The organism is Streptomyces canarius, from assembly GCF_014650735.1.
GTDB classification, from domain to species: Bacteria; Actinomycetota; Actinomycetes; order Streptomycetales; family Streptomycetaceae; genus Streptomyces; species Streptomyces olivaceoviridis.
Genome location: NZ_BMVN01000002.1, coordinates 166,101 through 181,485 on the forward strand (window position 1 = coordinate 166,101; position 15,385 = coordinate 181,485).

Here is a 15,385-nt window from a genome sequence, read left to right on the forward strand (position 1 = left end):
CGGAGCCGCCGCACACGCGGATCCCGCGTGTCCGCGCCCACCCTCACCGTGCACGGGAGGCAGGATCATGGGCGACAAGGCACAGACACACCACCCCGGAGCCGCCGGCAGGGCTCTGGCGGCCGACCGACCCGCGTCCGTACGGAATGTGGTGCTGGTCGGCCACTCCGGCTCGGGAAAGACGACCCTCGTGGAGGCCCTCGCGCTGACCGCGGGGGCGGTGAACCGGGCGGGGCGCGTCGAGGACGGCGGCACCGTCTCCGACCACGACGACATCGAGCACCGGCAGCAGCGCTCGGTACAGCTCTCCCTGGTGCCCGTCGCATGGGACGGCATCAAGGTCAACCTGCTGGACACCCCGGGCTACGCCGACTTCGTCGGTGAGCTGCGGGCCGGTCTGCGGGCGGCGGACGCGGCCCTGTTCGTCGTCTCGGCCTCCGACGGCGTGGACGGCTCGACCAGGATGGTGTGGGAGGAGTGCGCGGCGGTCGGCATGCCCCGCGCGATCGTGATCACGCACCTGGAGGCCGCGCGCGCGGACTTCGAGGAGATGACGCGCAACTGCGCGGAGGCCTTCGGCGGTGACGACCCCGACGCCGTCCTGCCCCTGTACCTGCCGCTGCGCGGCCCCGAGGGCCCCGACGGGCACGCGCCCGTGACCGGGCTCGTCGGACTGCTGTCGCAGAAGCTGTTCGACTACTCGACCGGTGAGCGCAAGGAGTCCGAGCCCGGCGAGGACCAGCTTCCGGGTATCGAGGAGGCCCGCAACCGGCTCATCGAGGGGATCATCGCGGAGAGCGAGGACGAGACCCTCATGGACCGCTATCTGGGCGGCGAGCAGGTCGAGGTCAAGACGCTGATCGAGGACCTGGAGCGGGCCGTGGCACGTGGTGCGTTCTTCCCCGTGCTGGCCGCCGCCCCCGCCGCCGAGGGCGCCAGGCAGGGCCTCGGCACGGTCGAACTGCTGGAGCTGGTCACGCGCGGCTTCCCGACGCCGTTCGAGCACCCGCTGCCCGGGGTGACCACCATCGACGGCGCGCCGCGCGAGCTGAAGCCGTGCGACACGGACGGCCCGCTGGTCGCCGAGGTCGTCAAGACCTCCTCCGACCCGTACGTCGGCCGGATCTCGCTGGTCCGCGTCTTCTCCGGCACCCTGCGCCCGGACCAGACCGTGCACGTCTCCGGGCACGGTCTCGCCGACCGCGGGCACGAGGACCACGACGTGGACGAGAAGGTCGGCGCCCTGTCCATGCCCTTCGGCAAACAGCAGCGCCCGGTCACCCACGCCGTCGCCGGCGACCTGGTCTGCGTGGCCAAGCTCAGCCGCGCCGAGACCGGCGACACCCTCTCCGCCAAGGACGACCCGCTCCTGATGGAGCCCTGGCAGATGCCCGACCCGCTGCTGCCGCTCGCCATCCACGCGCACAGCAAGGCCGACGAGGACAAGCTCTCCCAGGGGTTGTCCCGGCTGGTCGCCGAGGACCCGACCATGCGCCTGGAACAGAACCAGGACACCCACCAGGTCGTGCTGTGGTGTCTGGGCGAGGCCCACGCCGACGTCGCCCTGGAACGGCTGCGCAGCCGCTACGGCGTCCAGGTCGACGTCGTCGCGCACCGGGTCTCCCTCCGGGAGACGTTCGCGACCCGGGCCGCCGGGCGCGGCCGGCACGTCAAGCAGTCCGGCGGCCACGGCCAGTACGCCATCTGCGAGATCGAGGTCGAACCGCTGCCGGGCGGCTCGGGCATCGAGTTCGTGGACAAGGTGGTCGGCGGCGCGGTGCCCCGCCAGTTCGTCCCCTCCGTCGAGAAGGGCGTGCGCGCCCAGGCCGCCAAGGGCGTCGCCGCCGGCTACCCCCTGGTCGACGTGCGGGTCACGCTGGTGGACGGCAAGGCCCACTCGGTGGACTCCTCCGACGCCGCCTTCCAGACGGCGGGCGCGCTCGCGCTGCGCGAGGCCGCGGCGGACGCGAGGATCCATCTGCTGGAGCCGGTCGCCGAGGTGACCGTCCTGGTCGGCGACGACTACGTGGGCGCCGTGATGAGCGACCTCTCCAGCCGTCGCGGCCGGCTGCTCGGCACCGAACAGGTGGGCACGGGACGGACGTTGATCCGCGCCGAGGTGCCCGAGTTCGAGATCGGGCGGTACGCCGTCGACCTGCGCTCGCTCTCGCACGGCACGGCCCGCTTCGACCGGAGTTACGCCCGGCACGAGCCGATGCCGCCGCAGATCGCCGAACGCGTCCGCGAACAGGCCGGGGACGAGGCGTAGTACACCGGCGCACGACCGGCGCACGGGCGGGCGGCTTCGGCCGTCCGCCCACACGTTGTCGGTGCGGGCGGATACGCTGATCACCTGATGTCGTCGAGCGGCAACCGGCCGGCAGCCGACCGGTGTCGGCACGACGGCCGGTCCAACAGGTGTGCGGAGCAGGGAAGTCGGGAAGGCCGCAGGAACGGCACCGGCGGCGATGGGGGCGGGAATGTCGTTTGGAACGGAGTGGGACGGGCCCCAGGTACCCGTCTCGGGCGACGAGGGACAGGCGGCGACCTCCGCGCTGGCCTCCGCGGCGTACCGGGACAGCCCGATCGAGGAGATCAAGAAGGCCGACAACGAGTGGCACCAGTCGACCGTGAAGCCCGGCCGGATGAAGATGTTCCGGCCCAATCTCGGTGAGGCGTTCTCCCGGGCCCTCGTCGACCGGATGCTCGCCCCCGGCCGCAAGCCCCTCATCCAGTCCTTCGGCCTGGAACCGCAGTTCGTCGTGGAACACGCCCTGGCCGCCAACAACATCCGCCGGGAGCGCGACAACCGCCTGACCACCATCACCGTCGTCTGCGGTCTGCTCTTCCTGCCCGGAATGATCGGCTGGCTGCTCGTCTTCCAGCTGCGCACCCTCGTCGCGAAGCGCGACGACAAGCGGGCCGGGACACTGGCCACCGCACTCCTGCTGGGCGTCGGTCTGCTCGCCGCGCTGTTCCTGATCAAGATGCCGTTCTCCGGCTTCTGGGCCTGGTACGCCCGCGCGGCCGTGGTCGTCCCCGTGCTCGGCTGGTTCTGGGCCAAGCAGATCTGCGAGCGCACCGCCAAGGACCTGCGGGCCCGCTGGGACGGCCTGCTCTCCGGCACCAGCGTCGGCGCCAAGGTCCCGGAGGCCGTGCCGCGCGGGCCCGGCCAGACCGCCGCGGAGGCGCTGCGCCAGTCACTGGCCCGGCTGAGCGCCGAACAGCAGTCGAACTCGGTCTTCTACGCCGGCCCCAAGGGCATACTCGGCATGGGCACCCGCTGGGGAGCCTGGCAGCTCGCCGAGGACCTCGTGCCCGCCGACCCCGGCCGGGAGATCCACCCCTTCCGCAGCTGGGACGTCGTACGCGCGATCCACGACCAACTGTCCCTCCTGGAGCGCGGCCCGCTGAACACCGGCGGCTTCCCCAAGCCGTCGATACGGCACTGGATCGTCACCCCGATCGGCGAGAAGGCCACGGCGGTGTCCCGGCCCGAGGGCACCGACGTCGAGGCCTTCCAGGTCAAGCCGCACGCCATACAGGACATCTGCAACAAGCAGCAGTTCGGCAGCGGCGACCGGCACTACCTGGGCGTGCAGTGGACCCTCTGGGACGGGCAGCTGGTCATCACCATGCTGATCACCGTCACCGTGCTGCACGAGACGCTGCGCATCGAGGTCACCGGGCACGCGCTGGGACCGGTGAACTCGCTGTTCACCGGCAAGCCGGAGGCGCCGACCAAGGAGGTCGCCAAGTCCTTCAAGCCCTGGGAGAACCGCACGATCAAGCTCCCGCTGGTCACCACCGACGAGGTGGTACGGCTCGCCGTGCGCGCCCCGCTGACCTGGTACCCGCCGCTGCTGAACTGGCTCGGCGGCTCCCTCGGCCTGCCCGAGCCGTTCGGCCTGCGGCACGCCTGGGCCGACCAGCCGTGGCGCCACCGCTTCATGGCCGACGACGCGCTGCGCGCGGCCACACCGGTGCTGCGCGTGGTCCACTCCGCCGCGATCAAGCTCCTGGAGGAGAACGGCGTGAACACGGAGAAGTTCGGTGCCCGCTCCGCCTTCCTCAGCGGCAACGTCCAGGACCCGATGCCGAAGAAGGCCGACGTCTACGACGCGTAGAGCTCCGGCGGTTCGGCCGGTGCGGGTGCGTGGGGCTTCGAACTCCGGGGGCTGCGGCCCCCCAGATCCCCGCATCGGCCGAGGACGGCCTCGTCCTCACCCGCCGGGCGGGCTCACGCCCCCGTCGGCCACGCCTCCGCCAGCATCTTCCGGGTGTCCGCCAGGAGCTGCGGCAGCACCCGCGTGTGACCCACGACCGGCATGAAGTTCGTGTCGCCGCCCCAGCGCGGGACGATGTGCTGGTGCAGATGCGCGGCGATGCCGGCCCCCGCGACCCCGCCCTGGTTCATGCCGATGTTGAACCCCTGGGCGCCGGACGCGGTCCGCAGGGCGGTCATCGCCTGCTTGGTCAGCTCCGCCAGCTCGGCGGTCTCCGGCCCGGTCAGCTCCGTGTAGTCGGCCACATGGCGGTAGGGCACGGTCATCAGGTGGCCGCCGTTGTACGGGTACAGGTTGAGCACCGCGTACACATGCTCACCGCGCCGGACGATCAGCCCGTCCTCGTCCGACTTGGCCGGAATCGAGCAGAAGGGGCAGCCGTCGTCGGCTCCGGGGCCGGTCGGCTTGTTCTCGCCCTGGATGTAGGCCATCCGGTGGGGCGTCCACAGGCGCTGGAACGCGTCCTGCGTCCCCACTCCGATCTGCTGCTCCGGCTCACTCGTCATGCTAGGCAGCATATGGCTTCACCCCTTCCCGGCGTGTCGCCGGGGCGGCCGGCCGACACGTCCCGGCCAAGCCTGGCCGGTGGACGACGACCGCCGTACGCGGCGCGGGGAAGACGGGAAGGCCCCCGGGACCGTGGTCCCGGGGGCCTTTCCGCTCAGGCGGTTCAGACCTGGGTCCGCTCCTCGACCACCTTGGCGATCTTCGCGATGGCCTCGTCGAACGGGATGCCGTTCTCCTGCGAGCCGTCGCGGTAGCGGAAGGACACCGAGCCGTTCGACATGTCCTCGTCGCCCGCGATGACCATGAAGGGGACCTTCTGCTTCTGGGCGTTGCGGATCTTCTTCTGCATGCGGTCCGAGGAGGAGTCCACCTCGACGCGCAGCCCCCGCTTCCTGGCCGCGGTCGCGAACGTGTGCAGGTACTCCACGTGCGCGTCGCCGATCGGGATGCCGATCGCCTGGACCGGGGCCAGCCACGCCGGGAAGGCACCCGCGTAGTGCTCCAGCAGGACGGCGAAGAAGCGCTCGATGGAGCCGAACAGCGCGCGGTGGATCATGACCGGACGCTGCTTGGAGCCGTCCGGGCCCGTGTACTCCAGGTTGAACCGCTCGGGCAGGTTGAAGTCGAGCTGGATGGTCGACATCTGCCAGGTCCGGCCGATGGCGTCCTTGGCCTGGACGGAGATCTTCGGGCCGTAGAAGGCGGCACCGCCCGGGTCGGGGACGAGGGGCAGGCCCTGCTTCTCGGCGACCTGGCGCAGGGTCTCGGTCGCCTCCTCCCAGACCTCGTCGGAGCCGACGAACTTCTCCGGGTCCTTGGTGGACAGCTCCAGGTAGAAGTCGGTCAGGCCGTAGTCGCGCAGCAGGCCGAGGACGAAGGTGAGCGTCTTGTCCAGCTCGTCGGACATCTGCTCACGGGTGCAGTAGATGTGCGCGTCGTCCTGCGTGAAGCCCCGCGCCCGGGTGAGGCCGTGCACGACGCCCGACTTCTCGTACCGGTACACGGTCCCGAACTCGAAGAGGCGCAGCGGCAGTTCGCGGTACGACCGGCCGCGCGCGTCGAAGATCAGGTTGTGCATCGGGCAGTTCATGGGCTTGAGGTAGTAGTCCACGCCCTCGTCCAGCTGCATGGGCGGGTACATGCCCTCGGCGTACCAGTCCAGGTGCCCGGACGTCTCGAAGAGCTTCCCCTTCGTCGCGTGCGGGGTGTAGACGAACTCGTAGCCCTCTTCCTCGTGGCGGCGCCGCGAGTAGTCCTCCATGACCCGGCGGACGATGCCGCCCTTGGGGTGGAAGACGGCGAGGCCGGAGCCGATCTGCTCGGGGATGGAGAACAGGTCCAGCTCGGAGCCGAGCTTGCGGTGGTCGCGCTTCTCGGCCTCGGCGAGGAAGTCGAGGTACGCCTTCAACTCGTCCTTGGACGGCCAGGCGGTGCCGTAGATGCGCTGGAGCATCGGGTTCTTCTCGCTGCCGCGCCAGTAGGCAGCCGCGTTGCGCATCAGCTTGAACGCCGGGATCAGCCGGGTGGAGGGCAGGTGCGGACCGCGGCACAGGTCCTTCCAGCACAGCTCGCCGGTCTTGGCGTCCAGGTTGTCGTAGATCGTCAGCTCGCCGGCGCCGACCTCGACGTCCGCGCCGTCGTCGTGCGAGGCCGAGCCCTTGAGGCCGATCAGCTCCAGCTTGTACGGCTCGCCCGCCAGCTCCTCGCGGGCGGCGTCGTCGGTGACGACACGGCGGGCGAACTTCTGCCCGCGCTTCTGGATCTCCTGCATCTTCTTCTCGATGGCCTTGAGATCCTCGGGCGTGAACGGCTTCGCGACGTCGAAGTCGTAGTAGAAGCCGTCCTTGACGGGCGGGCCGATGCCCAGCTTGGCCTCGGGGAAGAGTTCCTGCACGGCCTGCGCCATCACGTGCGCGGTGGAGTGGCGCAGGATGTTCAGGCCGTCCTCGGACGAGATCTCGACGCCCTCGACCTCGTCACCGTCGGACAGGGCGTGGGTGAGGTCCTTCAGCTCGCCGCCCACGCGCGCGGCGATGATCGAGCGCTCGCCCGCGAAGAGGTCGGCGGCCGTAGTGCCCGTCGTCACCACGCGTTCTTCCCGCTCGGAATCGCGTTGGATGATCACACGGACGTCTGACACCGGTCTCTCCTGACTGAAGGTGGGGTGCGGCGCCATACCAGGAGCGCGCGCACAGGCGATCGTACCGACCCGACGGCGCCGACCGCGAAACGGTCACCCTCGGTCGCCCTTCCCTCACGCTTCCCCGCACGCCTCCTCGAAGAAGTCGAGGTTCTCCTGGAGGGACTTCAGCAGCCGGTCCCGCTCGGCCTCGTCCACCTGCACGGGTACGACGCCGGAGGCGCCGGTGAGCCTGCGGAAGCCGCCCCGGCGCTCCAGCCGGCCGTGCACGCGGACGGGAAGGCCGACGAGGTGGGCGTGGCCGGCGATGCGGTAGTCCTCCTCGTCGAGGGTGACGCGGACGTGCGGGACGTCGGCGCCGGCGAGGACGCGCAGGCGTACGGTGCCCGCGCCGCCGGGCCCGGAGCGGCGCATGCGGACGACGGCGCCGGTGACACCGACCGGGACGGAGGGCTCGGCACGGAGGTAGCGGGCGGCGGCCTCGCGGAGCGCGGGCAGGTCGCCGGGTGAGAACTCGACGGGTTCGGCGGAGGGGGCGCAGCCTGCGGGGACGCCGGTGCCGGGGGCCCAGGCGACGGCGACGCGGGCGCCCTCGGTGCCGCGGACGAGGGCGGCGAGCGCCTCGGTGAGCTCCCGGCTGACGCCGGCCTCGACGGCGCCGTCGAAGGCGTCCATGCCACCGGTGGCCCGCCGGTAGTCGATGGCCTCGCGGGCGGCGTGGAGGGCCTGGTGGAGGCGGACGGCGAGGGGGCGGCCGGCGGTCACGGGGACGAAGGCGGTGAGGGTGCGTCCCTCGGCGGCGGGGCCGACGAGGACGTCGTCCAGGAGGGCGGCGGCGGAGCGGCGGTGCCGGGCGCCGTAGTAGCCGGCACGCGCGCGTGTGGCGAGCGCGGCGGCGAGCAGCAGGTGCCGGGCGGCGCCGCGCAGGTCGTCGTCGGCGGTCCAGGGGGCGGCGCCGGCGGGCCCGCCCGGGGTGTCGCGCCACCAGCGGACCTCGTCACTGGGTACGGCGAGGGAGATCAGGACCTCGCGCGCGGAGGGGGTGTGGCTGCGGGCGAGGGCGTCGAGGGCCTCGCCGAGCAGGTCGTCGCTGTCGGGGAAGGCGCGGCTCTCGGGGACGAGCAGGCTGGTTCCGCCGCCGCCCGGGCCGGGCGGGGTCCAGCGGCCGTACCGGCCGGGTGCTCCGCCGCGCCGCTGCCAGCCGTGCCGGCGCAGCAGGGCGCCGAGCACGGCGGGGTCGACGTCGGCGGGCTCGGGCGGCCGGTCCCAGGGGAGGTCGTCGGGGTGCGGCCGGACCTGCCGTACCGGCTCGTCACAGGGACGGTTCCTCATGGTCTGCCTCCCGTCCCGACCCGCGTCATGATCTCGCAGAGCGCCCGGTCGTCGAAGATGCGCGAGGTCGGTATCCGCACGGTGGTCCGGTTCCGGCCGGTGATGGGGTGGCCGGCGAGGTTGATCCAGTAGCAGCAGTGCCTCAGGTCGAGGCGGTCGTGGCCGGCGCGCAGCCAGTCGCCCTGGGAGCGCGGTACGAGCATGACGACCAGGATCTTGTGCACCGAGACGGGGGTGCGGGCGAGCTTGCGCAGGTGGTCGTTGTCGAGGGTGAAGGAGAAGGAGCGCCCCGGAGGGTTCGGCGCGATCTGGTAGGTGGCCTTCAGCTGCACCTTGATCGTGACCTCGTCGTCGACGGTGTGTCCGGGCGCGCTGTGGCTGACGTGCCAGTCGATGCCGTTGTCCGGGAAGGGCTGGGACAGCGAGCAGCCGGCCGCGGCGGCGACCGCGTGCAGATAGCCGACCTGCAATGTCTCCATGCAGGCGGTGGTGGCGAGCGAGCCGCGAAGGTGGCCCGGACGTTCGGGCAGCAGCCCGCCCCGCTCGGGCTGCGCTATGGCCATGACCAACAGCCTTCCAAGGCAAGGGTTTCCCCGCTGTGGGCCGCTGAACTGCAAAGACCCGTACTCCTGTTGTCTCCTCCCGGCGTACGGCGCAAACGGCCCGGGTATCACCAAACGGGCAGAAGACGGAACGCCATCTGCCGTCGGTGAACGAGGAGTTGGGTTGCGATGACGACCTGGTACGAGGGGCCGCTGGCCGCCTTCGACACGGAGACGACGGGCGTGGACGTGGAGACCGACCGGATCGTGTCGGCCGCCGTCGTCGTCCAGGACGCGCCGGGGACCCGGCCCCGGATCACCCGGTGGCTGGTCAACCCGGGTGTGCCGGTGCCGGAGGCGGCGACGGCGGTGCACGGGCTGACGGACGAGCACGTACAGCACAACGGGCGCTGGCCGGCCCCGGTGATGTACGAGATAGCCGAGCAGCTGGCCGAGCACGCGGCGCTGGGCCGGCCGCTGGTGGTGATGAACGCGCCGTTCGATCTGACGCTGCTGGACCGGGAGTTGCGCCGGCACCGGGCGTCGTCGCTGGACCGCTGGTTCGAGTCGGTGCCGCTCAGGGTGCTGGACCCGCGGGTGCTGGACAAACACCTGGACCGGTACCGCAAGGGCCGGCGCACGCTGACGGACCTGTGCGGGCACTACGGGGTGACCCTCCAGGACGCGCATGACGCGGCGGCGGACGCACTGGCCGCGATGGATGTCGTACGGGCGCTGGGCCGCCGGTTCGCGGCCCGGCTGGAGCGGCTGTCCCCCGCCGACCTGCACACCTTGCAGGCGAACTGGCACGCGGCGCAGGCACGGGGGTTGCAGGCGTGGTTCGCGCGCAGCGGCTCGGAGGAGGTCGTCAGCACGGAGTGGCCGCTCAGGCCCGAGCTGCCGGCGGCGGCGTGACGGGCCCGGCGGCATGAAGAAGGCCGGTCCGCGACGGCGGACCGGCCTTTCCCGGTGGGCGATACTGGGTTCGAACCAGTGACCTCTTCGGTGTGAACGAAGCGCTCTCCCACTGAGCTAATCGCCCGGGAACGCACTGAACAATACAGGTCCCGGCGCGGTTCCTTCAAACCGCTTCCAGGCGGCGCAGCAGTCCGCGCCGTCCGGCCCGCATCATCAGCCGGTGATTGAGGCGGAAGAGCGGCCGTCCCGGTACGGCGAGCCGCCTGAGCAGGGGCTTGCGGACGCGGACCTCCTGGTCGTACCGGGCGAGGGTGCCGGGGCCGCCGGGGGTGACCGTCCAGCGGGCCCAGCCGTCGATGTCGCCGGACAGGGTGACCTCCAGGACGCCGGCGGCCCGGTCCCGGCGGGTCGCCCGCACGGTGGACGTGAGGGCGTACGGCAGCGCGGACCGGATGGTGATCACACCGGTTTCGTCGTCCAGCCGGGTCACCGTCCGCACCTGTGGCCACCAGCGGGGATAGTCCTCGGCCCGCTCCAGTGCCGCGTACACGGTGGCCGGCGGGGCGGGCAGGGGCCACACGCTGCGGAAGCGGTAGTGGTTCCAGTCCATGGGTCGAGTGTGCGCGAAGACGTGCGGGCATCTGAGTACGGGTACTCACGCGCCGGGCCGTGGCCGGCGTCAGACTGGGGGCGCGAGCGCCGCCGCCCGTGCGACGGCGCTCCCCCAGTCCCGGTCAGGCCGGCATCTCGTCGCCGAGCAGGGCCAGGTTCTCGATGGCGGCGAGGCCGTAGAGGGCGGTGTCGTTGGTGGACACCCAGGCCGCCTCGCTCCCCTCGACCAGGGTGGCCGGTCCGGTCAGCTTCCCGGTCTTCCAGAGGGAGGACTCGGTGCAGCCGTCGGAGCCGTAGAACTTGGCCCAGGCGCGCTTGGCGAGGGCCGCGTCGCCGTCTGTACGGCGGCGTAGGCGTCGAGGCGCGAGTGCCCCTGGAAGAGCAGCAGGCTTTTGAAGTCGGAGCCGTAGCGCGCGCTCTGTTCGGCCTTGGTGGCGTTGAAGTAGCGACAGTAGTCCAGGTAGGCGTCCTTGAACCGCGGCATGTCGACGAGGTGGATCAGCTCGGCGCACAGCTCGTTCAGCCCGAAGACGGCCGAGAGGTGGGAGACGGAGACCACCGGCTCGTCGGCGACGGCGAACGTCCCGGTGTCGAGGTCGTACAGGCCGCTGCCCTGCACGAAGCCGTTGGGCTGGGCGGCGATGCCCTCCATGGTGGACAGGACGCGCGCCTTGGCCTTCTCCCACTTGGGGCCCTTGCGTTCCCACTCCGTCAGCCAGGCCGACACCAGGCCGCACCAGTCGGTGCCGAAGCCGATGGACAGGGCGTGCCGGTCGGGGGTGTAGGGGTCGGTGCGGACCTTGCGCTGCGGGTCGAGGAATAGGAAGGTCTCGTCGGAGTCGACGTTGGCGTGCACGAGGTCGCCGACGCGTTCGTCCGCGGTGAGGAAGTAGGAGAAGCGCCGGTACGTCGTGTTGGCGATGCGCTGCTGTTCGGCGCTGTCGGCGTAGTGCTGGACGCCGTGCCGGGTGCCGAGGCCCGCCCATGTCCCGAGGTGGTGGACGTCGGCCTCGCCGGTGTGCCGGGTCATCGCCTCGGCGAAGCGGTGTCGATGACGAGCGCCATGGTGTTGGAGCCGACGGGAACGCCGAGTTGCTTGCCGTCGACCTCGCCGACCTTCGTGCGCCCTCGCGGAAGTGATCCAGGCTCAGATTACCGGCCTGCACCTGTGACGTGAGATCGAGGAGAATTCCTCGCTTGTCGTACTTCCCAAGGAATGTGACGGCGTTTTGGAAAACGTCCGGGGGATTTCCGCCGGCGGCCTGCGTCTGGAACTTCCTCCCAGAAGGACTGGTACGTCTGGAAGTCCGTCTTGACCTTGATCTTCGGGTACTTCTCCTCGAAGAGCTCGATGCTCTGGTTGATCTTCTTGGCCCGCTCCTCGGCACCCCACCAGGAGTAACGGATCGTCACCGTCCCGCCCCGGAGCCGCTGCCCCTCCGCACCCGGTCGTCGCGGCGAGCCCCAGCGTGGCCGCCGACGCCCCGGCCGCCTTCAGGATCGTACGCCTGTCAAGAGTCCTGGTTCCCACAGTCGGGCCCTCCCCGCAGCCTCGTTGCCGCGCCCGGCATGAATCGTTTCAAGTAAGCGCTTGCTGGCACAAGTCACGGAGGGGTCCGGGGTGCGTCAATGATTCCGACTGGATTTTCTTCCGGCCGACCGGGACGACGGTTCGGCCTGCCGGCCGTTCCCCCTGGTGGGGGCGGGGGCGACCGATAGGCCGAACGAGGGGGTGGGACGGGCGGGGGTGGTGGGGTCGGGGATGGGGGGCCGATGGGGTTGGCTGCGAGGCGGAGGCCACGGGCCGGCACCATCGCAGACCCGCCGAACGCGAACCGAACAGGTCGGCGGACTATGGGTCCGCCAGGTTGGGGCCGATCAGGCCCGCAGGCGGCAGGCGGCAGGCCGCAGGCCGCAGGCCGCAGACACTGGGGACGGAATCCTTCACGTCGGCAGACCGCAGACCCGCCGGACACGGAACCGATCACACCGGCGGACCACAGACCCACGAAACGCGGAACCGATCAGATCGGCGGACCGCGGATCCGCGAGGTGGGGGCCGAGACAGGCCGGCCGATTGCGCACTCGCGAGGCGGGGCCGCAGGCCGCCCTCAGACCAGAGCCCCCCGACCAGAGACCACAGACCACAGCCCCCGAGGTTGGAGCCGATCAGGTCGGCAGGGACGCGAGCCAGTCGAGCAGGATTCGGTTCGTCCCGTCGGGGCGTTCCTGCTGGACGAAGTGCCCGCATCCGTCCAGGATGTGCGAGCCGACCAGCCCCGGCAGGGTCTCGGGGAAGGCATTCAGGGCGCCGGCCAGCCAGGCGAGGGAGGCGTCCCGCTCGCCCCCGATGAACAGCGAGGGCTGTGCGATCGGGGCGCCCGCCCGATCGGCCAGGTCCGCCCAGTCCCGGTCCATGTTCCGGTACCGGTTCAGGGCCCCGGTCATTCCGGTCCGCTCGAACTCCCCGGCGTACACGTCGAGGTCCCGCTCCCCCAGCCAGGACGGCAGAACACCGGCGGGGAAACGGTCACGCAGAGTGCCGCCGGGGCTGACGAAGTACGGGGCCGGGGCGTCCGGCGCGGGCATGGTGTCGGCGGACACCGCCGCGTAGAAGCCGGCGAGCCACCCGCGCATATCGGGCTCGATCTCGGCCTCCGCGCGGCCCGGCCGCTGGAAGTACGAGACGTAGAACTCCTCCCCGGCGCCGTCTCCGGTGCCGTCCCCGGTGCCCTTCCCGGGCCCCTCCCCCGCCATCGCCGCGAAGACCTCGCTGGGCCGCGGTCCACCCGGCGGGGTGTACGGCACGCTCAGCAGGCCCACGGCCCGGAACACGTCCGGCCTGGTCAGCGCCGATACGGCGGCGATCGACGCACCCCAGTCGTGTCCGACGACCACCGCGGACCGCTCGCCCAGCGCCTCCACCACCGCGACGTTGTCCGCGACCAGGTCCAGCATCCGGTACGCGTCCACCGACTCCGGCTTGGACGAACGGCCGTAACCACGCACGTCGATCGCCACCGCCCGGTAACCGGCGGCGGCGAGCACCGGCAACTGGTGACGCCAGGCGTACCAGGACTCCGGGAAGCCGTGCAGGAGCAGCACGAGCGGGCCCTGGTGGCCTTGCTGCACGGCGTGGGTGCGGCCGGCGGGGGTGGGGAGGAGGTGGTGGGTGGCGGTGGGGGCGGCGTGGGGGGTGCTGGGTGGCATGGGGCCTCCTGGTGGTGGGGTGCCTAGGTGGACCGGAGCTGAGGTGTTGGTGGTGCCGGTGTGGTGGGCCTGGTGCAGGTACAGGTGCTGATGCGGGGCCAAGCAGGCCGGCGGAGCCGAGGAGGCGGTCAGGACGCGCGGTCGGGTGGCGGGGACGGGCTTCGGTCCGGACGTACGGTCGGCGACGGAGCCGCCGGACGTCGGCGTCGGGCGGCCTCGTCCCCGGGGCGCGGGCCGCCGGTCGTGACGGTGTGCGCGGGCGGGCCGGTGTCCGACGACCGGCGCCTGGCTGCCGGTCGGGGCCCGCGTCACGATGATCCGGTGGGTGGCCCGGCGGGCACGAAAGTTGTTGCCGTTTCGGCAAAACGCGCGGGTGGCGGAGTCCTGGGCCCAACCGCCCCGCACCCGCCGCCGACAGGGCGCGCGTACGCCGACGGCCCACCTGCTGGTCGCAGATGGGCCGTCGGTCCGGGTGGGCGATACTGGGTTCGAACCAGTGACCTCTTCGGTGTGAACGAAGCGCTCTCCCACTGAGCTAATCGCCCCGGCGCAGGAAGAACATTACCCCATGTCAGGGGGTGCTTCCGACCGGGGGCCGGGCGGCGGGGGCCGTCCGCCTCCGGAGCCGTTTCACTGGTCCTTGATCTTCCACGGCATGACGAGGCCGAATTTCCACAGGTAGATCCCGGCGAGCACGCCGATGATCACCAGCCCGATCACGGTCAGTGTGATGTTGCGGCGGCGCACCTTGGGGTCGAGGGCCCGGTGGGCCGCCTCGGTGACCTTGCGCTTGGTCCAGCGGAGCACGAGCTGGGCCCAGACGAACTCGGTCGCCCAGATGGCCATGCCTCCGAAGATCACCACCCAGCCGGGCCCGGGCAGCGGGAGCATGACGATCCCCGCGCCGACCACCGCGAGGCCGACCACGAAGACCCCGACCTGCCAGCTGAGGTGCAGGAGCCGGCGGGCCTTGACGAATTCCGGCGCCCGGGAGCCGAGCCCGCGCTCGGCCTCGCGCCCGGTCTCCTGCCCGGCCTCGGGCCGGTCCGTCCTCGCGCTGTCCGCTGCCACGGCGACCTCGCCCGGATCGTCACTCCCCGTATTCATACAGACAAACCCTACCCGAGTGAATCCGGTCACCGGAATGGTCGTAGGTCTGGTACGAGTTCTCGGCCGGAAGAGTTACGTAAACACACGCAAAACCCTCAGAGGGGTTTACAACGGCACCGTAGGTGGCATGTCGATTTCGCCGACGTGCGAATCCCCGAGCGCACACTGAGCGAAAGGCCCTGGCGCTTATGAACACCACGGTCAGCTGCGAGCTGCACCTGCGCCTCGTTGTGTCGAGCGAGTCCTCCCTGCCTGTCCCCGCAGGCCTGCGGTACGACACGGCCGACCCCTACGCCGTGCACGCCACCTTCCACACCGGAGCCGAGGAGACCGTCGAGTGGGTGTTCGCCCGCGACCTCCTCGCCGAGGGGCTTCATCGGCCCACCGGCACCGGCGACGTCCGCGTCTGGCCATCCCGCAGCCATGGTCAGGGCGTCGTGTGCATCGCCCTCAGCTCCCCGGAGGGGGAGGCGCTGCTCGAGGCCCCGGCGCGGGCCCTGGAGTCCTTCCTCAAGCGAACCGACGCCGCCGTGCCGCCCGGCACGGAACACCGGCACTTCGACCTGGATCAGGAGCTCTCGCACATCCTGGCGGAGAGCTAGGCCGCGGCCCTTCCGAGCAGCCCGGCGCCGTCCACTCGGGGAGACGGCTCGGGCCAAGACAACCGCATACGGCACAGGCCGACGCCGTCACCGTGAGCGTCACGGAGGCGGCGTCGGCCTGTGCGC

11 protein-coding genes, 2 tRNA genes and 2 pseudogenes are annotated in these 15,385 nt (G+C 71.4%); 4 read left to right on the forward strand and 11 right to left on the reverse strand.

Features of this window, described 5'->3' with window-relative positions; translation table 11 throughout:
• Positions 1–67: 67 nt before the first annotated feature.
• Together IE294_RS03190 and IE294_RS03195 are read left to right on the forward strand one after the other, a co-directional pair.
• Positions 68–2,269 (forward strand): elongation factor G-like protein EF-G2, encoded by a 2,202-nt coding sequence (locus tag IE294_RS03190; RefSeq protein ID WP_189882066.1) that lies wholly within the window; start codon positions 68–70, stop codon positions 2,267–2,269.
• Positions 2,270–2,480: 211 nt separating this feature from the next.
• Complete coding sequence (locus IE294_RS03195) at positions 2,481–4,127, forward strand: AbeC-like domain-containing protein (RefSeq protein WP_189882068.1); 1,647 nt, start codon at positions 2,481–2,483, stop codon at positions 4,125–4,127.
• 113 nt (positions 4,128–4,240) lie between these two features.
• Here IE294_RS03195 and IE294_RS03200 read toward each other — a convergent pair whose 3' ends face one another.
• The 4 genes from IE294_RS03200 to IE294_RS03215 all read right to left on the reverse strand — a co-directional run bounded on the left by IE294_RS03200 (position 4,241) and on the right by IE294_RS03215 (position 8,828).
• Positions 4,241–4,804 carry an HIT family protein gene (locus IE294_RS03200; RefSeq protein ID WP_189882070.1) on the reverse strand — a complete coding sequence of 188 codons (564 nt, stop codon included), beginning with the start codon at positions 4,802–4,804 and terminating at the stop codon, positions 4,241–4,243.
• 152 nt (positions 4,805–4,956) lie between these two features.
• Complete coding sequence (gene thrS, locus IE294_RS03205) at positions 4,957–6,933, reverse strand: threonine--tRNA ligase (protein ID WP_189882072.1); 1,977 nt, start codon at positions 6,931–6,933, stop codon at positions 4,957–4,959.
• A 114-nt stretch (positions 6,934–7,047) separates the two neighbouring features.
• A complete protein-coding gene (locus IE294_RS03210; protein ID WP_189882074.1) occupies positions 7,048–8,265 on the reverse strand; it encodes a hypothetical protein in 1,218 nt (405 codons plus the stop codon).
• Positions 8,262–8,828, reverse strand: coding sequence for a DUF4365 domain-containing protein (locus IE294_RS03215; protein WP_189882076.1), 567 nt, complete (start codon positions 8,826–8,828; stop codon positions 8,262–8,264). The genes IE294_RS03210 and IE294_RS03215 overlap by 4 nt, the downstream gene beginning before the upstream one ends.
• A 168-nt stretch (positions 8,829–8,996) precedes the next feature.
• On the opposite strand from IE294_RS03215, the gene IE294_RS03220 reads away from it, so the two are divergent.
• The gene (locus IE294_RS03220; RefSeq protein ID WP_189882078.1) at positions 8,997–9,722 is read left to right on the forward strand and encodes a 3'-5' exonuclease; all 726 of its coding nucleotides are present in this window, start codon (positions 8,997–8,999) and stop codon (positions 9,720–9,722) included.
• Positions 9,723–9,777: 55 nt separating this feature from the next.
• Here the strand turns inward: IE294_RS03220 and IE294_RS03225 are convergent.
• From IE294_RS03225 to IE294_RS03255, 7 genes and pseudogenes are all read right to left on the reverse strand, one after another.
• Positions 9,778–9,849 (reverse strand) — tRNA-Val (locus tag IE294_RS03225).
• A gap of 39 nt (positions 9,850–9,888) precedes the next feature.
• Positions 9,889–10,335: an SRPBCC family protein gene (locus IE294_RS03230; protein WP_189882080.1), complete on the reverse strand. Its 447-nt coding sequence runs from the start codon at positions 10,333–10,335 to the stop codon at positions 9,889–9,891.
• Positions 10,336–10,459: 124 nt separating this feature from the next.
• A pseudogene (locus IE294_RS03235) lies at positions 10,460–11,382 on the reverse strand (exo-rhamnogalacturonan lyase family protein); the annotation flags it as partial.
• A gap of 2 nt (positions 11,383–11,384) precedes the next feature.
• A pseudogene (locus IE294_RS03240) lies at positions 11,385–11,868 on the reverse strand (ABC transporter substrate-binding protein); the annotation flags it as partial.
• Between the two features lie 638 nt (positions 11,869–12,506).
• Positions 12,507–13,547, reverse strand: coding sequence for an alpha/beta fold hydrolase (locus tag IE294_RS03245; protein ID WP_189882082.1), 1,041 nt, complete (start codon positions 13,545–13,547; stop codon positions 12,507–12,509).
• 473 nt (positions 13,548–14,020) lie between these two features.
• Positions 14,021–14,092: transfer RNA gene (locus IE294_RS03250), tRNA-Val, on the reverse strand.
• 85 nt (positions 14,093–14,177) lie between these two features.
• Positions 14,178–14,654, reverse strand: coding sequence for a TIGR02611 family protein (locus IE294_RS03255; protein WP_189882084.1), 477 nt, complete (start codon positions 14,652–14,654; stop codon positions 14,178–14,180).
• 191 nt (positions 14,655–14,845) lie between these two features.
• Here IE294_RS03255 and IE294_RS03260 point away from each other — a divergent pair, with 191 nt between their 5' ends.
• A complete protein-coding gene (locus IE294_RS03260; protein ID WP_004002642.1) occupies positions 14,846–15,259 on the forward strand; it encodes an SsgA family sporulation/cell division regulator in 414 nt (137 codons plus the stop codon).
• Positions 15,260–15,385: the final 126 nt, after the last annotated feature.